20 protein-coding genes and 1 pseudogene are annotated in these 18,282 nt (G+C 43.0%); 10 read left to right on the forward strand and 11 right to left on the reverse strand.

All coding sequences use genetic code 11. From position 1 onward, the window contains the following. Positions 1-15: 15 nt before the first annotated feature. Together FS373_RS05115 and FS373_RS05120 are read right to left on the reverse strand one after the other, a co-directional pair. Positions 16-789: a Zn-ribbon-containing protein gene (locus FS373_RS05115; RefSeq protein WP_144047491.1), complete on the reverse strand. Its 774-nt coding sequence runs from the start codon at positions 787-789 to the stop codon at positions 16-18. Further along, positions 789-1,118 (reverse strand): hypothetical protein, encoded by a 330-nt coding sequence (locus FS373_RS05120; RefSeq protein ID WP_152828875.1) that lies wholly within the window; start codon positions 1,116-1,118, stop codon positions 789-791. The genes FS373_RS05115 and FS373_RS05120 overlap by 1 nt, the downstream gene beginning before the upstream one ends. Positions 1,119-1,266: 148 nt before the next feature. Here FS373_RS05120 and FS373_RS05125 point away from each other — a divergent pair, with 148 nt between their 5' ends. Further along, the gene (locus FS373_RS05125) at positions 1,267-1,638 is read left to right on the forward strand and encodes a DUF3192 domain-containing protein (protein ID WP_144047489.1); all 372 of its coding nucleotides are present in this window, start codon (positions 1,267-1,269) and stop codon (positions 1,636-1,638) included. A 13-nt stretch (positions 1,639-1,651) separates the two neighbouring features. Here FS373_RS05125 and FS373_RS05130 read toward each other — a convergent pair whose 3' ends face one another. Further along, the gene (locus FS373_RS05130; protein ID WP_144047488.1) at positions 1,652-1,879 is read right to left on the reverse strand and encodes a DUF2789 domain-containing protein; all 228 of its coding nucleotides are present in this window, start codon (positions 1,877-1,879) and stop codon (positions 1,652-1,654) included. 172 nt (positions 1,880-2,051) lie between these two features. Between FS373_RS05130 and FS373_RS05135 the strand changes: the two genes are divergently transcribed. Both FS373_RS05135 and FS373_RS05140 read left to right on the forward strand, forming a co-directional pair. Next, positions 2,052-2,696 carry a GNAT family N-acetyltransferase gene (locus tag FS373_RS05135; RefSeq protein ID WP_152828876.1) on the forward strand — a complete coding sequence of 215 codons (645 nt, stop codon included), beginning with the start codon at positions 2,052-2,054 and terminating at the stop codon, positions 2,694-2,696. Positions 2,697-2,701: 5 nt separating this feature from the next. Beyond that, positions 2,702-2,878 (forward strand): annotated as a pseudogene (locus FS373_RS05140) (Mpo1-like protein); the annotation flags it as partial. A 1,828-nt stretch (positions 2,879-4,706) separates the two neighbouring features. On the opposite strand, the gene FS373_RS05145 reads toward FS373_RS05140, so the two are convergent. Together FS373_RS05145 and FS373_RS05150 are read right to left on the reverse strand one after the other, a co-directional pair. Beyond that, positions 4,707-5,096: a DUF3301 domain-containing protein gene (locus tag FS373_RS05145; RefSeq protein ID WP_144047487.1), complete on the reverse strand. Its 390-nt coding sequence runs from the start codon at positions 5,094-5,096 to the stop codon at positions 4,707-4,709. Beyond that, positions 5,093-6,106, reverse strand: a complete 1,014-nt coding sequence (locus FS373_RS05150; RefSeq protein ID WP_152828878.1) for a DUF3549 family protein — start codon at positions 6,104-6,106, stop codon at positions 5,093-5,095. Before FS373_RS05150 ends, FS373_RS05145 begins: the two co-directional genes overlap by 4 nt. 147 nt (positions 6,107-6,253) lie before the next feature. On the opposite strand from FS373_RS05150, the gene FS373_RS05155 reads away from it, so the two are divergent. Together FS373_RS05155 and truC are read left to right on the forward strand one after the other, a co-directional pair. Next, on the forward strand, positions 6,254-6,574 hold the full coding sequence (locus FS373_RS05155) for a YqcC family protein (protein ID WP_152828879.1): 321 nt from the start codon (positions 6,254-6,256) through the stop codon (positions 6,572-6,574). A 22-nt stretch (positions 6,575-6,596) separates the two neighbouring features. Beyond that, on the forward strand, positions 6,597-7,415 hold the full coding sequence (gene truC, locus FS373_RS05160) for a tRNA pseudouridine(65) synthase TruC (RefSeq protein ID WP_144049060.1): 819 nt from the start codon (positions 6,597-6,599) through the stop codon (positions 7,413-7,415). Here the strand turns inward: truC and FS373_RS05165 are convergent. Further along, positions 7,412-7,597, reverse strand: coding sequence for a hypothetical protein (locus FS373_RS05165; protein WP_152828880.1), 186 nt, complete (start codon positions 7,595-7,597; stop codon positions 7,412-7,414). The two genes, truC and FS373_RS05165, sit on opposite strands and share 4 nt — an antisense overlap. 100 nt (positions 7,598-7,697) lie before the next feature. Between FS373_RS05165 and FS373_RS05170 the strand changes: the two genes are divergently transcribed. The 3 genes from FS373_RS05170 (at position 7,698) to purU (ending at position 10,486) form a co-directional block, all read left to right on the forward strand. Then, entirely contained in the window at positions 7,698-8,162 is a 465-nt protein-coding gene (locus FS373_RS05170) for a flavodoxin (RefSeq protein WP_144047484.1), read from the forward strand. Next, positions 8,114-9,583, forward strand: coding sequence for a PTS transporter subunit EIIC (locus FS373_RS05175; protein ID WP_144047483.1), 1,470 nt, complete (start codon positions 8,114-8,116; stop codon positions 9,581-9,583). Before FS373_RS05170 ends, FS373_RS05175 begins: the two co-directional genes overlap by 49 nt. A gap of 69 nt (positions 9,584-9,652) precedes the next feature. Then, on the forward strand, positions 9,653-10,486 hold the full coding sequence (gene purU / locus FS373_RS05180; RefSeq protein WP_144047482.1) for a formyltetrahydrofolate deformylase: 834 nt from the start codon (positions 9,653-9,655) through the stop codon (positions 10,484-10,486). 64 nt (positions 10,487-10,550) lie between these two features. Here the strand turns inward: purU and FS373_RS05185 are convergent, their stop codons facing one another. The 5 genes from FS373_RS05185 to map form a co-directional block, all read right to left on the reverse strand. Then, entirely contained in the window at positions 10,551-10,895 is a 345-nt protein-coding gene (locus tag FS373_RS05185) for a DUF3718 domain-containing protein (RefSeq protein ID WP_144047481.1), read from the reverse strand. A 375-nt stretch (positions 10,896-11,270) separates the two neighbouring features. Beyond that, on the reverse strand, positions 11,271-11,615 hold the full coding sequence (locus FS373_RS05190) for a DUF3718 domain-containing protein (RefSeq protein WP_144047480.1): 345 nt from the start codon (positions 11,613-11,615) through the stop codon (positions 11,271-11,273). A 242-nt stretch (positions 11,616-11,857) separates the two neighbouring features. Next, complete coding sequence (gene dapD / locus FS373_RS05195) at positions 11,858-12,682, reverse strand: 2,3,4,5-tetrahydropyridine-2,6-dicarboxylate N-succinyltransferase (RefSeq protein WP_144047479.1); 825 nt, start codon at positions 12,680-12,682, stop codon at positions 11,858-11,860. A 66-nt stretch (positions 12,683-12,748) separates the two neighbouring features. Next, a complete protein-coding gene (gene glnD, locus FS373_RS05200; protein WP_152828881.1) occupies positions 12,749-15,328 on the reverse strand; it encodes a bifunctional uridylyltransferase/uridylyl-removing protein GlnD in 2,580 nt (859 codons plus the stop codon). A gap of 91 nt (positions 15,329-15,419) precedes the next feature. Continuing rightward, positions 15,420-16,217, reverse strand: coding sequence for a type I methionyl aminopeptidase (map, locus tag FS373_RS05205; RefSeq protein ID WP_144047477.1), 798 nt, complete (start codon positions 16,215-16,217; stop codon positions 15,420-15,422). 339 nt (positions 16,218-16,556) lie between these two features. On the opposite strand from map, the gene rpsB reads away from it, so the two are divergent. After that, positions 16,557-17,285 (forward strand): 30S ribosomal protein S2, encoded by a 729-nt coding sequence (gene rpsB, locus FS373_RS05210; protein ID WP_144047476.1) that lies wholly within the window; start codon positions 16,557-16,559, stop codon positions 17,283-17,285. A 116-nt stretch (positions 17,286-17,401) separates the two neighbouring features. Further along, positions 17,402-18,250: a translation elongation factor Ts gene (tsf, locus tag FS373_RS05215; RefSeq protein ID WP_144047475.1), complete on the forward strand. Its 849-nt coding sequence runs from the start codon at positions 17,402-17,404 to the stop codon at positions 18,248-18,250. The last annotated feature ends 32 nt before the right edge of the window (positions 18,251-18,282 follow it).

Here is an 18,282-nt window from a genome sequence, read left to right on the forward strand (position 1 = left end):
CCTCATTGCTTCTAGCTAAAGATGATCCCAAGAGATGTTTGACACGATTCGGCAGCTGTCACAGCGAAAGTGGAACATGTCTAATAAAGGTTCATCGAGAAGCCAGTTTTTATTGCCACAACGGGGGCAGGGGCGAGTTTTCTCGCTTGCTAGATTATCTCCGCCGACACGATAGAGGTAATAATAGGTTGGGATTCTTGTTAAGTATTCGATGCGACCTCTCAGATCCCAGCCTCGGCGAAATAGATCACTCGACGTAGACGTTAACTCCTCTAATGCTGCAAACTCAGCTTTTGTTGCTGCAGCCATCTGCAGTTCGTCACAGGCTTGCCACTCAGTTTGCCAGCGAATGATGCGTTTATGATCGCCATTGAATGTTGCTGGCAGCTGGTAGAGTGGGATGGGCTGCAAGGTATCACCGTTTCGTACTGGTGAGCACATGTGCACATAGCTGGTATAAACAAGCTGCCAACTTGGTGTTTCAGAGCTGCTGATTTCTGAATTGATGTCTTGACCTATGTATTTTTCTCTCGGGGCGAGTATTTTTGACTCTGTCAGTTCGACGAGTGCTCTTTCAACCCATGGGCTGTTAAAACGTTTCGCTAAACTACTTTTCTCTGGCATCAAGAGCCTGACTCTAAACTCTCCATCATTGAATGCCACGGCGAATTCACGGCCTAAAATTTGCCCATTGGCTCTATAAGCTTCGAGTAACCCATTAATTGTTTTTTCGGCTGCTGTTATGGTGGTGTTGTCAAAACATTCAAATCTTAATTCAACAACATGCATTATTTTTTCACCTTCATTTTATGGTTTTCAAGCTGTTCTAATCGAGAATTAAGGTTTTGGTAGGCTAGTTTTAATTGAGTAAGCTCTGCTTTTAACTGATCAAGTTCGGACTTACCTTCATCAGGGACGACCGCTGCATGCATTTTACCCTGACTCGGGATCTTCTCTATTGAGCTAGCATCCATCGCCCTAAATTGCTGCAGGCCCTGGATCAGTATGGGCATAGGAATACTGTTGCCAATTTTTGTTTTGATCAGTGCAAGGCTAGGTTTTTTTCCTGCAATCGATATCGATTTAGCCGCTACCAATATTTGTTCTATTGGGCTCATAGTTGGTTATCTTTCTCACTTGTTTAGTAAATGTGACCAGTATGATCTGAGTTTACTACATTAAATCCTTATTTAACAAAAGGATGTATTATTGGCTTGTTTTTTGCTTTCTCTGAGGTTATCTATAATAAAGAAACAGGAAGTCATAGTGAAAACAAATTTAATTGGTTTGGCATTAATTGGTATTACAAGTTTAAGCTTATCTGGCTGCGTACTCAATATTGGTGATGGGGAATCGGGATGGAATGGTCAAGAGGGCTGGGAAGAGACTCAAGATACCAATCGTGAAAACTTGGCTAGATTAAGTCTGGGTATGACTCGAGATCAAGTTACCGTCTTGATGGGAACTGCAGATTTTAATGAAGCCTATATTGAGAAAGACAAAGAGGTTCATGTGCTGTTTTATCGCACACAGCGTAACAAGGGGGATGGTAAAACCACAAAAGATGAATGTACTCCTGTGGTTATCAGCAATAATACCCTTGTAGGCTGGGGAAATATGGCCTACAAAAATATCTAGTTAGTAAACTAAATTACCTAAGTTGGGCGTCTAAATGATCGATTAACTCAGACCATTGGGCGTCCTCTTCAATTGCCTCTTTTAAAAAGCTCTTCTGAGAATCATTCCAAAAATCAGCCTGACAGAGCAGAACGTTAGCGGGTACCGTATGATTTGCGATAAATGTGTTAATACTTTGTTCGCTATTATCTAATCCTAATTGATCAAAAAGATGACTAAGATCTTGAGGTGTGGTGTCCATATTGTTGGTTTCCTATCGCTTATCTGAATAACACAGGTGGCTTAAATATTAGTATGGATCAAACTTCATTAAATTGACGGATAAATAGCGCTTTATGATTAATATTTACACGCTTTAACTTGCTTGCTACATTGGTTGTTAATTGATTTAGATCAAGGGATAACTTAAACCGATGGCAACAGATAATCAAACATTAGAAACCTATCGAGCGGTATACCTTACGGCTGAAGATCTTCGTGTGGCGGCTTCGATACTTTATAACGCCTACCACGATGACCCTTTTTTTATTGAATCATTTCATTCTGGTGATCTTGCCATGTATGAGCAAAAGCTCAGAGGGGCGATTAGGGAGGAGTTAAATGAATTGTGGCAACAAGAACAGACGTTAATTGGGTTATTTGAGGGAGAGCGAATGCTCGGGGTAGCATGTATTGTGTCTCAGCAGCTGCCTCTGGGGGAGTCTCGATATTGGCATTGGCGGTTAAAGATGCTTATCAGTACCGGTTGGCAATCGACACAAGCCTTGATTAAGAAAGAGTCCTGTTTGTTAGAGCACCTGCCGAGTCCGAATTGTGGCATTTTACAATTTATTGCAGTGTCGCCTATTGAACAGAAAAAAGGCTTAGGTAGTAAGTTGGTGCAAGCGGTTTTGAGTTGGTGTGATGAGCAACCAGAAATGGATGGTATTGGTGTTTTTGCTAGTGAACAGCAACATGCTCAGTTGTTTAGCCTGCATGGTTTTACCGCCCTAGAGACTCTCTTTATCGGTAAGGTTGAGGGAGAGTTATTGTTTTATCGAGGGCAAGATAATGAGTAATCCTTTTTAGTGGCAATTTCCACTTGCTTATACTTCTGCCGGTAGTGGGCTATGGTTTTGCTTGGGTGGGTCATTTCATGTTTGAGAAAAACCGCCCGGCAACTTTTCAACATCCGCTTTATAGTTTTTTGGCGGACTGGGTGATGTTAGCTCAGAGAGTCTCACCATTATTTAAAAGATAAACTAGCAGCATGCCTCAATAGTCTGTTAGTACCAAGATTACTGCGATAAGTTATTTTACCCATTACCCATTACCCATTACCCATTACCCAGTGGGCTATTCACGAATATTCAAAATATGTGAAGTAAACATCGTCCTGAGTCTCTGTGAGATATCTCTTACATCCATGTGGGACAAAGTGGTGTGAAATTCACTGTTCATTTTTGCGGATAAAACTAACTATTAAAATTCAAATGGTTATTGGTTTTCCTTTGCTTTTTTTGTGAATGTGATTTTATTGTTTTTCTTACAGCAGGAGTATATAGCTGTCATTACAATTATCATTCTTATTAAGTTAATAGCAGAACGCTTATTGATTTCAGGATGAAACCTAATCTGTTATTAGACATTTTTACAGGGATGTAATGAGCATTTAAATGGACAAGATAGCTGATATGCAGCTCGCACTTCGAAGTGAATAATTGGTCTAATTTTGAATGTGATTTCATGGATAGATTAAAGGATGACTCTCGAGAAGAGAGGGGGACACACTTAAGGATTGAGTATGATTTGGTATAAGGATTACCAAATAAAATGGACCCAGGGAAGAGAAAGGGAGCTAGATAATTAAGGATGATGCAGGGAGCAAGTAAGTTAGCAGGATAGCTAAAAAGTATAAGTATCGGGCACGCCTAATGGTGTGCCCTTTCTTTTGCGCGTGTTCCGTCCAGAGTTAGGTTTACACTTTTCGAATCATGCAAAATATAGTATCGCCAATATTCTGGTCTTCATCTTTATTTGCTTTCGTTAGTGTGAGACATCTCTCACATGAATGTAAGACAAGAGAATTTTTTTGTCATGGTTATGCTACATGGATTGGGGTATTCTGTTTTAAAACAATGCCTTGGTGTTGTCATTGTTGTGTTTTTTAGTTAGCGCTAATCTTGGTGTTTGGTATTTGAACATTATTATTATTAAGATCATCTAGAATTTAACTCGTACAAGGAAATGTATGAAGTGAATGGATACAGTGATCAGGAAGATCGACAGTGGCAGAGGAAGCGTCACTGAAAGGATTCAGTCATGGATGAGGCGCTTTAGGATTGAGCGTCGCTATCAAGGAAGCCAGATTATCCAGGATGGAAAGATTTGCAATCTGGAAGATTGTATACACGGAATGTACTGAAAGGAATCGACAAGGAAGACTTTAGGGACACGCTCAAGGATGAGTCTGCTCGGTTAATGGATTATCGAGTAAATGGAGTAGTATACGGATAGTAAGTACGATATACAGGGATGGATTTTAGGGACACGCTCAAGGATTGAGTCAGCTCGGTTAATGGATTATCGAGTAAATGGAGCAGTATACGGATAGTAAGTACGATATACAGGGATGGATTTTAGGGACACGCTCAAGGATTGAGTCAGCTCGGTTAATGGATTATCGAGTAAATGGAGCAGTATACGGATAGTAAGTACGATATACAGGGATGGATTTTAGGGACACGCTCAAGGATTGAGTCAGCTCGGTTAATGGATTATCGAGTAAATGGAGCAGTATACGGATATAAGTACGGATATACATGGATGACCTTATGGACACGCTTAAGGATGAGTTAGCTCGGTTAATGGACTACCGAGTAAATGGAGAAGTAACAGTGGGTATTTATATCCACTATACAGGGAAATAACAGGACGTTACAGGGATGATGCAGGGAGCACATTGAACGCATGGATGGTGCAGGGAGCATAATAAATAGCAGGATTGCTTAACAAAAGAGACAAAAAGCGCGGCTTCTAGGAGCCGCGTTTTTTCTTTTCAGTATATTAGCTTTACTATCCTTACAGCCTTATTTGCACTTGCCTGTATTACAGCTGCCTTTAGAGCCACAGCTTCCGCCTACAGAACCGCGAGATTCTGGTGCATCAAGCCATTCGGGTTCCGGGAAAATTGGCCATTTAACCTTCTGTACTTTTTTCCCATGCATCCATATTTCAGCCTTATACTGATTAATACCATCGGTACTAAATTCAAGCAGATACTTAGCCTTCCATGTAAGTCCGCTGCTGCCACCTATACTTGGTCTAGCCGATTCCATTGCAATGGCGAGTAGTTGTACCTTTTGTTTATTGCACTCTCTCTGGGCAAATAGTCGACTGATTTCAGCCATCTGCCTCAATTGCCAAAAAAATGCGGCAACAACGACGAGTGCAACGATAAGTAAAAAATCTGTCATCATGATTTTATGACCTTAAATAATCCACCAATTGCAGATGCTAATTGTGGGCTTCTCTTTGGGTTACGCAGTTCAGCGAGGATCAGTGATCGTAATGCTGGTATTGCCACAATATCTGCAAAAATTTGATTGAAGAAATGCTGTTCTTGGCTTGCCAGAGCTTCTAAGAAAATAGTGCGGGTTTGCTCAAGCTTGAGTACAGTCCAATTTCTGCCTGCTATAGTGATCAAGGCTTCAGCATCGAGTATTCCTTGCTCTTGAATATGTGAAATCGCTTGCTGGGTTAATTCTTCATTCGATGCCAGAGCACGTAAAAAATAGAGCTTATTTTGCTTATCGGTACTGAGCAGTTGTTCAAAAACTCTGTTGGCGAGGCTCTTTTCAAGAGTAAGATGCTCGAAACATTGGCACAGGGCAATCTGAACTTCAATTGAGCAGTAGTCAAAGCTATTGACTAGCTGCTGGAGGTGATCGAGTTCGTTGGCTCTAACACTGATATCGGCAATCCCTTGTAGACCGACTTGTTGCCACTTATCGGCTGAGATTTGTCCGCTGAGGTATTGGTACGCATACTCATATTGAGAAGAGGCCTTACCATTAAGCTGCTTTCTCACCAGAGCATTAAACAGTGCCAGCTTTTCTGCCGATGGTTTAAAAGCGAAAGGATGATTAGCGAGCTTCTGCTGCTCTGCTTCAGTTAAATCTTTAGTTGGATCTCGCCCTAAAGCTTCTATGATCATCTTGATGAATTGGGTTCTGGGTGCGGGGGAGAGTAGGCCGCGTTCATCTAATGGTAATTTTAGAAACCAGATATAATGTTGCTGGCTCGCATCCCAAAATACGATGGCAAACTGGGCATGTCCCTGAATGGGATAAGGATAAGGTGATGCCAGATTCTCGAATTGGTGAAACGCCATCATATCGATGCTTTGCACTCTTCTGCCCATATCATAGACTTGAAACTGAGTATTTGCTGTCGATAAAAACTGGCTAAGGGTGGTGATTTCTGTCATTTTTCTGCCGTAACACTGAGATCCGTGATGTAATGGCGTCTAGTATAGGGTGAAGTGGGTTGAGATGGTATTATTTACAGGTCTCAAATTAGAGAAGCGGACATGGTTCGGCTTAAGGCCTATTTACGCTAAAAATAAGGTTACTATTTGTTGTATATAAAAACGACTCAGAAGCTACAAGAGTTAGAAGAAGAATTAAAGCGTCGTTCTCTATGGAATCTGGATGTGCCCTCAGCAGAAGCCATGGCCGATACATCACCTTTTAGCTGTGAGGCCATGTCTTTTGAAAGCTGGGTGCAGTTTATTTTTATTCCTAAAATGCGTGCCTTGATTGCCAGTAGGCAAGTGTTACCCAATAACATAGCCATCGCACCTATGGCACATCATGTATGGAATGATGTAAAAGAGCGGCACACATTAATTATGATTTTTGATGATTTGGATAAATTTCTCAGTGAACCAAGATAAAGAAGACAAACAAGTGAGTAATATGACTCACTTGAAACAAGTAGAAGAGAATCTTGCTGGCGAAGAGACAATCGAGGAAGCGCCCCCTGAGATTGAAATCTTATTTGAAGATGACGATATCGTTGCGATTCATAAACCTGCAGGTTTACTGGTTCATCGATCATATTTGGCTCGTCGGGAACGATTCTTTGCGATGCAATTGACTCGAGATAAAGTCGGCTGTCATGTTTTTCCCGTTCATCGCCTCGACCGGCCAACCTCAGGGGTATTGTTATTTGCTAAGAGCAGTGAAATGGCCAATGCGTTATGTGAGCAATTTGCTGATAAGACCATTGAAAAGCATTATCTCGCCATAGTGCGTGGCAATATGCATGAAGCGGCTACCTTAGATTATCCATTGAAAGTAGAGCTCGATGATTTGGGTGATAAGGATGTAGCTCCAGATAAACCGGCTCAAGATGCGGTGACCAGTTATCAGCCTTTGTTAAATACTGAGATCCCTTTTTCTTCTGGTCGTTATGCTTCCAGTCGTTATGCGCTGGTGAAATTAACTCCTCATACGGGGCGTAAACATCAGCTGAGACGACACATGGCGCATCTCAGACACCCAATCCTTGGTGATACAACCCATGGAGATGGTAAGCAGAATAAGTTTTTCAGGGAACATTTTTCGGTAAACAGGCTTTGGCTTATTGCTAAGCAACTCACTTTTAATCATCCCAGGACGGGAGAGCGTATGGTTATCGAAACCGAGTTAGAACATCAATGGTTCGATCTATTTAAAGGTTTAGGTTGGGACGAAGAGGCTTTGGCATCAGATACTTCATATCTGTTAGCTTAGCCAGTCTTATCCACAGCGACTACAAGATCATCAGACGTGGAGAGATCATTTTCTTGAACTTGTTCAGCAAGGCCAACAGGAATGTAATTGCTAGTATGTTGTGATGTGAAATAACGCATACGCCTGATATGAGCAGAGCGGTGAACATGCTTTATGTGCTTGCGTCTACTGAAGTGGTGCATCTTAAGGCCCTTGAAGATTCAGCCGAATAAGTTGGCATGAAGCTATCAATAAAGTATGTTTGAAGTATAAATCTAATTTAAACGCAGGGCGATCTGAAACATGAAAAAAGTGAATTTGGTTTTTGGGACTGTCTATGGTAATGCACAGTTTGTTGCAGAGACCCTGTTTGGAGTGCTAAAGGAAGAAGGGAGGGAGGTGTCGCTGTTGATGCATGATCAACTGGACGGTTTTGTCCCTCCACAAGATGAGCTGTTATTGGTGATTTGTTCCACCACAGGCCAAGGCGATGTGCCTGAAGATATACAACCATGGTTTGAAAATTTAAAATCTACAGCGCCATACATGCCCCAATTGAAATACGGGGTGATAGCCTTAGGCGATTCCAGCTATGAGACCTTTTGTGGAGCTGGGGTCAAGTTTGATGAACTGCTTACAGAATGTGGTGCTAAACGTATCGGTGAAGTACTGAAAATCGATGCATGTGAAACAATGGAACCAGAGGTAGAAGCGAAGGCATGGCTGCAAAGTTGGAACGCATTAATCGATATGGAAATGGTTGCCTAAGATATATTAGTCAACACTGGTTTAAATTTGCGCAGAGGCTGAGTCAAGCGCTGTTAATCCCGATTGCAATTTTACCCGCTGCTGGCGTGATGATAGGTTTGGCATCGAATCCTCTGCCATTTATTCCTGACGCAATCTCTTTGGTCATGCTTGCGGTGGGGAAGCTCATCTTTACCATGATGCCCATGCTATTTGCCGTCGCCGTATCCATCGGATTTTGTAAGGATCAAGGTATAGCCGCATTCACTGCGGTTTTTGGCTTTGGTGTCTACCTTTCAAGCATGGCTGCGCTAGCCGAGGTCTATGGCATATCGACTCGGATGCTATGGGGGATTAATACCATAGACACTGGCATTGCTGGTGGCATGCTAGTTGGGGCCGTGACTTGTCTCGCCGTTAAACAGAGCGAAAATGTACGGCTTCCTGCCGTATTTTCTTTCTTTGAAGGAAGGAGAAGCGCTCCGTTACTGATGATCCCTCTCTGTATCGCACTCTCATATCTGCTCATAAATATCTGGCCTAGCTTATCACTGCAAATAGAGCGATTTTCTGATTGGGTTGTTTACCAAAAACCAGCACAAGCGTTTGCGCTCTATGGAACCGTGGAGCGGTTACTTATCCCATTGGGTCTGCATCATATATGGAATGCACCATTTTATTTGGAGATGGGACAATTTGTGAAAGAGGGGGAGGTTATCAGGGGGGAGGTTGCTAGGTATCTTGCCGGCGATCCTTTGGCCGGTAATTTAGCCGGAGGCTATCTGATTAAAATGTGGGGGCTCCCTGCCGCTGCTATTGCCATCTGGCGATGTGCAGATAAGACTCAGAGAAATCGAGTCGCAGGCATTATGATCTCAGCCGCTTCAGCCAGTTGGTTAACGGGGGTGACCGAACCCATAGAGTTTGCCTTTATGTTTGTCGCTCCTTTTCTATTTTTACTGCATGCTTTAATGACCGGGCTGGCATATGCAGTTTGTATCTCGTTGGATATACATCACAGTCTGGTATTTTCACATGGGTTGGTCGATTTTACTCTTTTGTTTAATAACTCACAAAATAGCGAATGGTTTCTGATTTTAGGTCCGATCACAGCATTGATTTATTATTTAGTCTTTCGGGGCTCTATTTTATTCTTTAACCTTAAAACCCCTGGCCGGATGGAAGAGGAGCTGCAGCCGAAGGCTAGCCTAAGAACCATAGTTAACGCGCTGGGCGGTGCAGATAATATCTTAGATCTCAATGCATGCCTGACTCGGCTTAGGATCAGCGTAAAGCAACCGGGTTTAGTCGATAAACTCAGGCTAGAGCAGCTTGGCGCTAAGGGGGTCGTGGTCGTTGGCAAGGGTATACAAGTCGTTTACGGCACTAAAGCGGAAAGCTTACGCAGATTATTACAGCGATATATAGATACTCGCTCTTGATCCCCACGATAGTATGTTGACATTTCACTTTAGATTTATGAATTAATTTTACGAATTATAGGGGGAAGAATGGAAAGGAAAGTCTTGATAACAGACTGTGCCGATGCACAGGGACTGATCACAAAGATAACGGGTGTATGTTTTAAACATCAGCTTAATATCATTAAAAACAGTGAGTTTGTCGATAACGCTCAGGGGCGCTTCTTTATGCGAACTGAGCTTGAAGGGGTGTTTGATGATTCACTGATCTTATTTGACTTGAATGAAGTGCTTCCTGATTCGAGCCATGTGAAGCTAGTGAGCTTAAGTAAGAAGCGTATTGTGATCATGGTGACTAAAGAGGCACATTGTCTCGGTGATATCTTGATGAAGGCCTACTATGGCGGTCTAGATGTTGAAATTGCTGCGATAGTGGGGAATTATGAGACTCTTGAACCGCTAGCGGTTAAATTTGATATACCTTTTCATTTTATCTGTCATCAAGATATGACTCGCCTTGAGCATGAGAAGAAGATGATCGAGGTGATAGAGGCTTATCAGCCCGAATATGTGGTGCTCGCCAAGTTCATGCGTATCTTAACCCCTGAATTTGTAGCAAGGTATCCCAATCGCATCATCAATATTCATCATTCTTTTTTACCGGCATTTATAGGTGCCTCCCCCTATCGTCAGGCTTGGGAGAGGGGGGTGAAAATCATTGGTGCAACGGCGCATTTCGTGAATAACTGTTTAGACGAAGGGCCTATCATCAAGCAAGATGTTATTCCGGTGGATCATAGTTTTAGTGCCGAAGACTTAGCTAAGAACGGACGAGATGTTGAGAAGAGTGTATTAAGTAAGGCGCTACAGTTGGTATTACATGAAGAAGTTATCGTGTATGGGAATAAGACTGTGGTATTTTAAGTCACATAGGGTTTTAAAGGCGCAGGTGCGCCTTTAAATTATTCAGGAAATATTATGTGGAGTATTAAAAGTTCACGGGTAATACTTTAGATCTAGTGTTGTTCATAGCCAGATCAGTTATCGATGTCGTTCCTTGAATAAATGGAGCTATTTTTTTTGCTACGTGATTTGAGCCATTGGAAATAGCAAACTCATGAAAACTCTCGCCATTACAGACTAATCTTGGAAATATTCTGCGTTTGTTTATTTTATTTTTCATCATGGTTCTATTAAATCTGTATAAATTATCGGTTAATCCGGTCTTACAAATTTCTATAAGCTTCTGTTCCAGCTTAGGTTCCATTGCAGCCGAGGCGTTGAATGTAAGAGAGGTTAATATCAATGCCGTTAGTGTCATTACTTTTTTCATGTGTCGCTCCTAGCGTTACGTTATTAATACTTGAATAAATAGTTTGTTTTTGACATTGGTATATTAAAGCGGAGTTTTATAAATATAGCTTTATTGTATTTGTATCTAAGTGTATCTAAGTGTATCTAGACGTAAAGGTGGGTTCAGGAGGTTTCTGAAGGTAACAAAATATTATTGATTATTACTCTTAGTTATTTTAAATTTAGTTTTATTATATAGAAAAGCAAGATTTTTAACGATTGGTAAGTATCATACTTTAATATTCTTATAATCTATTTGTGTTAATGGTTTTCAGGTGAAGTAAGTATTTTTTATAGATAATAAAAAAGAGCCAGTAAAGGCTCTTTATGACATAAGTAATATAGAATATTAACTTTAATAGTTAACGGCCATTATTTCATCCGAACCATAGGTCATAGCAATATCTTTAATTGTTACCGTTCCCTTCATATAAGGGGAGATCTTGTTCGCCGTTTTATCTGCTCCATGGCTCAATGCAAATTGATGGAAGTTTTCGCCATTACAGACTAAGCGTGGGAAAATTCTCTGCTTGTTAATGTGGTAGCTCTTCATGGTATCTCTAAACTTATAAAGGCTGTTACTGGCTCCGGCTTTACAGACGGCCACAAGGGTGTTTTCCATATGAGCCGTCATGCCAGCTGAAACTGAAAATGCCATTGGAGATAGAGCGAACACTGCGATAGCGAGTAGTTTTTTCATGGGTTGCTCCTAGCGTCTTTTTCTTTAAGGGTTGTTATGATTTAAGCTGGTTTCTGCTAGGAATGCTGTAAGCTAGTTGTATACAAGTGTATCAGGATGTGGCGCTGGGAACAGAGTGTTTCACTGAGTAACAATTTGTGTTTTTAACTGAGTTGGCATAAAAAATCCCACCAAAAGTGGGATTTTAAAGATTGTCATCTTATCTATCAGCAAAGGTGACTAGCAGAGTAAACGGGCTAATTTTAGTCAACGATTCTTAGTAGTTCATTGATACCGACTTTACCGCGAGTCTTAGCATCTACTTTCTTGACTATGATGGCGGCGTAGAGGTTATATTTGCCACATTTTGAAGGTAAGGTACCCGATACCACGACAGAGCCGGCAGGAACGCGACCATAGTGGATTTCGCCAGTTTCACGATCATAGATACGTGTGCTTTGACCAAGGTAGACGCCCATAGAGATCACGCTGCCCTCTTCGACGATAACACCTTCCACGACTTCAGAACGTGCACCGATGAAACAGTTATCTTCGATGATAGTTGGACCTGCTTGTAATGGCTCTAATACCCCCCCTATGCCGACGCCACCTGATAAGTGGACATTCTTGCCAATCTGGGCACATGAACCTACTGTGGCCCAAGTATCGACCATGGTGCCTTCATCGACATAAGCACCAAGGTTTACGTAAGAAGGCATTAGCACTGTGTTTTTGCCGATGAAAGAGCCTTTACGTACTGTTGCCGGTGGTACGACACGGATAGCCTCTTCTCTGAAGCGCGCTTCATCATAATCGGCAAATTTCATCGGGACTTTATCGAAGTATTTAGTCTCTCCGCCATCGATAACACCGTTATCGAAAATTCTGAAGGAGAGCAATACAGCTTTCTTCAGCCATTGGTGTACGTGCCATTGGCCATCAATCTTCTCAGCGACTCTGGCTTCACCCTTATCAAGCATGTTAATCACTTTCTCAACATCAGCACGTACACTTGCATCTACTGTGCTAGGGCTGATCTCGGCGCGAGCTTCAAAAGCCGCCTCTATACGTTGGCGTAAAGCCTCCATTTACTTCTCCAGAATAAGTTATAAGTGAATGTTATATTAAAAACAGTGAATATTTATATGTTTGAGCTAATTTTGCTGTGGCCGATCTAGCGCTTGAGTCAAGTTATCACTCAACTCCTGCTGTTGAATCTGGCTCAATTGTTCTCCATCGGCATTCTGTAACATGAAGAAGTCCTCTGCACGCTCGCCTATGGTGGTTATCTTTGCGGCCATCAGCTTTATGTTACATCGGTATAATGTATCGCCGACTTTGGCTAATAGCCCCGGGCTATCTAAAGTGATGAGCTCCATCATGCTGGTTCCATGACGGCGTGATGGCAGGAAACTCACCTGAGTTTGCACTTTAAATTGCTTCATCTTGCGAGGGAGCTTCTTAAACTTAGGTAATTTAGGTGTGTCACCACTTAGGGCTTTTACCAGTGCCTTTTTAATTCCTTGAATACGTGCTATCTGTGCGACTGGGCTCCCATCCTGCTCTAAAATGACAAAAGAATCCAGCGCATAATTATCTTTTGAGGTCATGATGCTGGCATCATGGACATTGATGTTTTTATTGTCGAGCAAGGTCATCACTGTGGCGAACAGCTTAGGTTTATCCTGTCCATAGACAAATAGCTCGGTGCCGCCTCTGGTCGTATGCTTGGAGAGTATGACTAATGGCTCATCATGTTTGTGCTTGATGATGGCTTCTGAGTGCCAGGCTATCTGATTGGGCTGGTGGCGTAAAAAGTAATCGGCTTTAAATCTTTGCCATAACGCATCTAAACTCTTCTCTTTAATGCCTCGTCTGAGCAACTCTTTCTTGGCTTTAGCTTGATTTTCTCTCACCCGAGCCCTGATATCGACGGGTTTTTCTTTGCCTCTGGCTAACACCCTTTGGGTCGAAAAGTAGAGATCTCGCAGCAAAGAACCTTTCCAGTTGTTCCATGTTTTCTCATTGGTAGCACAGATATCGGCTACCGTCAGGCAATAAAGGTAGCTGAGGTGGACCGCATCACGGACCTTATCGGCAAATTCCGCCACCACATCGGGATCTGAAATATCGCGTCGTTGAGCCGTGATTGACATAACCAAGTGATTTTCTACCAGCCAGGACACTAGTCTTCCATCGTGATCATTGAGGCCGTGAAGTTTACAGAAGTCCCTCGCATCTATGGCGCCTAACTTACTGTGATTACCACCTCGCCCCTTAGCGATATCGTGAAAGATAGCGGCTAAAACCAGTAAGCCTTTCTTGGGCAGTTGATTGATCAGCACTGATCCCAGAGGGAACTCATCTTTCTGCTCCGGGTGAGAGAAGCGATCTATGTTTTGTAGCAGCCTGTGAGTATGTTCATCGACCGTATAGGCATGAAAGAGATCAAATTGCATCTGCCCCTCGATATTTCGCCATGCCGGTAGGTAGGCAGATAACACACCGTGACGATGCATCAAGGACAGCGAGGCAATGCCTCTGGGGTGTCTTAATATCTCTAAAAATATCGCTCTGCAATCGGCGTGGTTCATCAAGGGGTGGGGCTGCTGACGTCTGGCCTTACGCAGGCTTCTCAATGTCGGTGCATATATCCCTTTGATGTTAGAGTTTTTTGCCACATGCAGGAAAAGCTTCATTATTTCTACGGGCTGCTCGAAGATATCGGCGGTCAGGGATTCGATATAGGTGCCGCGTAGTTGATAATTATCATTTATCTTCTTTATTTCCAGTGCCTTGGTATGGCCTAGGGTTGCACGCTTAAACAGTTGTAATAGCATCTGGTTAAGCTCCATCACACGTCTGACCGTGCGATAGTAGCGTTTCATCATCTGCTCGACACCGAGTTGAGTCGAATCTTCATAGCCCATAAGATCGGCAACTTGGCGTTGAAGGTCGAACAAGAGTCGGTTTTCATCTCTGCCGGAGATAAGGTGCAGGGCAAACCTGAGTTCCCACAGGAAATACTGGCATTCGAGTAGCTCCTCGAGCTCATCCCTATCGAGAAAACCATGTTCGACCAGATCTTCTGCCTTGGCAGCATCGAAGTGCCTCATCGCTACCCAAGCGACCGTATGTATGTCTCTCAATCCCCCCGGGCAGGTCTTAAGGTTAGGCTCAAGATCGAATGCACTGGCCCTGGCGTGGCGAGCTAATTGCTCTTCTCGCTTGGCGATAAAAAAGTCACTTGCCGGCCAAAAATCGTCTTTGCGAATGCTCTGATACAGAGATTGGTAGAGCGTCATAGGGCCACATAATAATCTGGCCTCGAGCAGGTTAGTCACAACAGTGACATCATGACGACCTTGCTCTAAGGTTTGTGCCACAGTTCGTACACTATGCCCAACTTCTAGGCCTGCGTCCCACAGGAAGGCGATATACTGGCTGAGGGCGGTCTCCGCATCAGGACAAAGGTCAAACTCGACTAAAAATAGCAGGTCAACATCGGAATGTGGATGCAATTCGGCTCGTCCATATCCGCCAACGGCGATAAGTGCGATAGAAAATTTGTCAAGTCCGTGGCTTAACCACTCCTGTTGCAGTATCGAATCGACAAACTGACTACGCTGGGCGACGAGTTGTTTGATGGGGTCTTTATTGCGAAAGCGAGTCAGTAGTTCATCATTTTGATCGAACAGTGCCACCTTGGCAATTTGCGCCGATTCAATGGTCATATAGTTCCCTTAATCCCTAAGCTAGCGGGTTGAGCACACAAAAGTACCAATTAACTTAACTGGTACTCAGTATGGAAGAGGCTGACTATTATCAGTGGTTGATGATTCTTGGGAAATCTTCCTCTGAGCGTAGGGTCAATACTTCAACACCAGTCTTGGTGATCAGCAAGGTATGTTCCCATTGGGCGGAGTTTTTACCATCGGAAGTGGTCACTGTCCAGTTGTCATCCTTATCTAAAATACAGGTGTGACGACCCGCATTTATCATGGGTTCAATAGTGAAACACATGCCTGGACGTAAAACTGTTTTATCGCTATTTTTGTAGTGCATGACCTGAGGCTCTTCATGGAAGCCTGCACCTATGCCGTGACCACAATAATCTTTGACTATGGTGTATTTTTCCAGGCCGGTTTTCTTGGTCTTGATAAACTTCTCGACTATGGTGCCAATTTCACCCAATTTCATTCCCGGACGCACCTTACGTATGCTGGCATATAGACTTTCTTGAGCGACACGGCACAGGCGCATATCCTTGGGGCTAACATCACCAATTAAAAACATCTTAGATGTATCGCCATGGAAGCCATCTTTGATCACGGTAATGTCGATATTGATGACGTCACCGTCTTTCAGGGCTCGGTCGCTGGGAATACCATGGCAGATCACCTCATTGACAGAGGTGCAGATAGACTTGGGAAAGCCATGATAATCGAGAGGGGCCGATATCGCGCCATTATCTTCGGTAAACTTGGCACAGATATCATTTAGCTCGTTAGTGGTGACACCGGCTTTTACGAAGGGGCCCACCATCTCTAAGACTTCGGCCGCTAACTTGCCTGCAGCCCGCATTTTCTCTATCTCTTCAGCAGTCTTTATCACTATACTCATTTAGCTATCTCTCGTGTCTCGATTTATGAGGGTTTTAGTGCGCATTTTATTAGTGTAAAACACACGGAAAATTTGTGTTCTCGGTCCTAATATGGTATAAAGCGCGCCGTTATGTTTGACTCTAATCTCATCTTTGGTGGTGTGAAGATACTCACTATTCAATGTAATAGGGATTCTAGCAAAAAACCTAGGATGTAGAGTTAAGATGGCGGCCATTATACATGGCTATTTATTAAATACTAAATCACACACGTATCGACACATTCTTCGGGGTGCCTGTATAGGTCGAAGATATGGGATGCGTGGAGGTCTAACCCCCAAATAATTTAAGGTAATAAAATGACTACAGTTTCAATGCGCGACATGCTTAAAGCCGGTGTTCACTTCGGTCACCAGACTCGTTACTGGAACCCAAAGATGAAGCCTTTCATCTTTGGTGCCCGTAATGGTGTTCACATCATCAATTTAGAGCACACTGTGCCTATGTTCAATGAAGCGCTTGCTTTCATCAGCAACGTTGCTTCAAAGAAAGGTAAGGTTCTTTTTGTTGGTACTAAGCGTGCTGCAAGCGAAGCAATCAAAGAGTCTGCAATTTCTTGTGACCAGTACTATGTTGATCACCGCTGGTTAGGCGGTATGTTGACTAACTGGAAAACAGTGCGTCAATCAATCAAGCGTCTTAAAGATCTTGAAAGCCAGTCTGTAGATGGTACTTTCGACAAGCTTACTAAGAAAGAAGCTTTGATGCGTACTCGTGAACTTGCGAAGCTAGACAAGTCTCTTGGTGGCATTAAGAACATGGGCGGTCTGCCTGACGTTCTTTTCATTATCGGTGCAGATCACGAGCACATCGCTGTTAAAGAAGCTAACAACCTGGGTATCCCAGTTGTTGCTATTGTTGATACTAACTCTTCACCAGACGGCATCAACTACATCATTCCTGGTAATGATGACGCTATGCGTTCTATTCGTTTGTACACTGAGTCTGTTGCTTCTGCCGCTAAAGCTGGCCGTGGTCAAGATCTTGCTGTTCAAGCGGAGCAAGACGGTTTCGTAGAAGCCGAATAATAGGGTCGATGATTTTCATCCCTTATTAACCAAGATACATGATTGGTGAGCAGGGGCCTTAAGGCCCCTGTTTTATATCTAGTGAATTTGTAGACTTATCTATAGAGGATTTAACAATGGCAATTACTGCTGCCCAAGTTAAAGAACTTCGTCAACGCACTGGCGCTGGCATGATGGATTGTAAGAAAGCGTTGGTTGAAACCGATGGTGACATCGAACTAGCGATTGATAACATGCGTAAGAGCGGTGCTGCGAAAGCTGCTAAAAAAGCAGGTAACATAGCTGCTGAAGGTACTATCCTGATTAAAAATGGCGAAGGTTTCGCTGCACTTTTAGAAGTTAACTGTCAAACAGACTTCGTGGCAAAAGATGCAAGCTTCCTAGCATTCGCTAACGGTGTACTAGAGGTTGCAGCTGCATCTAAAGTATCTATCGAAGAGTTGAAAGCTCAGTTCGAAGAAACACGTGTTGCATTAGTGACTCAAATCGGTGAAAACATCAACGTTCGTCGCGTTGAGTACATTGATGGTGCAAACCTTGCCTCTTACCGTCACGGTGAGCGTATCGGTGTTGTTGTAGCCGGTGAAGCTGACGAAGAAACGCTAAAGCACGTCGCAATGCACGTTGCTGCTTCTAAGCCTGAATTCGTTAACCCTGAAGATGTTCCAGCTGATCTAGTGGAAAAAGAAAAAGCACTTCAGATCGAAATCGCTATGAACGAAGGCAAGCCTGCAGAGATTGCAGAGAAAATGGTTTTCGGTAGAATGAAGAAGTTCACTGGTGAGATATCTCTTACTGGTCAAGCTTACATCATGGAGCCTAAGAAAACTGTTGGTGCAATTCTTAAAGAGAAAGGCGCTACTGTATCAGGCTTCGTTCGTTTAGAAGTTGGCGAAGGTATCGCGAAGAAAGAAGAAGATTTTGCTGCTGAAGTTGCTGCTACCATAGCTGCTACTAAGGCTTAATCTCCTGTTGTAAGCACTCCTAAGACCGCGGC

This window comes from Shewanella sp. YLB-07 (genome assembly GCF_009377275.1).

What these genes read in the sequence shown, in the direction of transcription:
- FS373_RS05115 (WP_144047491.1), bottom strand. Translation starts at nt 789, where the DNA reads ATGCATGTTGTTGAATTAAGATTTGAATGTTTTGACAACACCACCATA.
- FS373_RS05120 (WP_152828875.1), bottom strand. Translation starts at nt 1,118, where the DNA reads ATGAGCCCAATAGAACAAATATTGGTAGCGGCTAAATCGATATCGATT.
- FS373_RS05130 (WP_144047488.1), bottom strand. Translation starts at nt 1,879, where the DNA reads ATGGACACCACACCTCAAGATCTTAGTCATCTTTTTGATCAATTAGGA.
- FS373_RS05135 (WP_152828876.1), top strand. Translation starts at nt 2,052, where the DNA reads ATGGCAACAGATAATCAAACATTAGAAACCTATCGAGCGGTATACCTT.
- FS373_RS05145 (WP_144047487.1), bottom strand. Translation starts at nt 5,096, where the DNA reads ATGATGACAGATTTTTTACTTATCGTTGCACTCGTCGTTGTTGCCGCA.
- FS373_RS05150 (WP_152828878.1), bottom strand. Translation starts at nt 6,106, where the DNA reads ATGACAGAAATCACCACCCTTAGCCAGTTTTTATCGACAGCAAATACT.
- truC (WP_144049060.1), top strand. Translation starts at nt 6,597, where the DNA reads ATGACTCACTTGAAACAAGTAGAAGAGAATCTTGCTGGCGAAGAGACA.
- FS373_RS05165 (WP_152828880.1), bottom strand. Translation starts at nt 7,597, where the DNA reads ATGCACCACTTCAGTAGACGCAAGCACATAAAGCATGTTCACCGCTCT.
- FS373_RS05170 (WP_144047484.1), top strand. Translation starts at nt 7,698, where the DNA reads ATGAAAAAAGTGAATTTGGTTTTTGGGACTGTCTATGGTAATGCACAG.
- FS373_RS05175 (WP_144047483.1), top strand. Translation starts at nt 8,114, where the DNA reads ATGGCTGCAAAGTTGGAACGCATTAATCGATATGGAAATGGTTGCCTA.
- purU (WP_144047482.1), top strand. Translation starts at nt 9,653, where the DNA reads ATGGAAAGGAAAGTCTTGATAACAGACTGTGCCGATGCACAGGGACTG.
- FS373_RS05185 (WP_144047481.1), bottom strand. Translation starts at nt 10,895, where the DNA reads ATGAAAAAAGTAATGACACTAACGGCATTGATATTAACCTCTCTTACA.
- FS373_RS05190 (WP_144047480.1), bottom strand. Translation starts at nt 11,615, where the DNA reads ATGAAAAAACTACTCGCTATCGCAGTGTTCGCTCTATCTCCAATGGCA.
- dapD (WP_144047479.1), bottom strand. Translation starts at nt 12,682, where the DNA reads ATGGAGGCTTTACGCCAACGTATAGAGGCGGCTTTTGAAGCTCGCGCC.
- glnD (WP_152828881.1), bottom strand. Translation starts at nt 15,328, where the DNA reads ATGACCATTGAATCGGCGCAAATTGCCAAGGTGGCACTGTTCGATCAA.
- map (WP_144047477.1), bottom strand. Translation starts at nt 16,217, where the DNA reads ATGAGTATAGTGATAAAGACTGCTGAAGAGATAGAGAAAATGCGGGCT.
- rpsB (WP_144047476.1), top strand. Translation starts at nt 16,557, where the DNA reads ATGACTACAGTTTCAATGCGCGACATGCTTAAAGCCGGTGTTCACTTC.
- tsf (WP_144047475.1), top strand. Translation starts at nt 17,402, where the DNA reads ATGGCAATTACTGCTGCCCAAGTTAAAGAACTTCGTCAACGCACTGGC.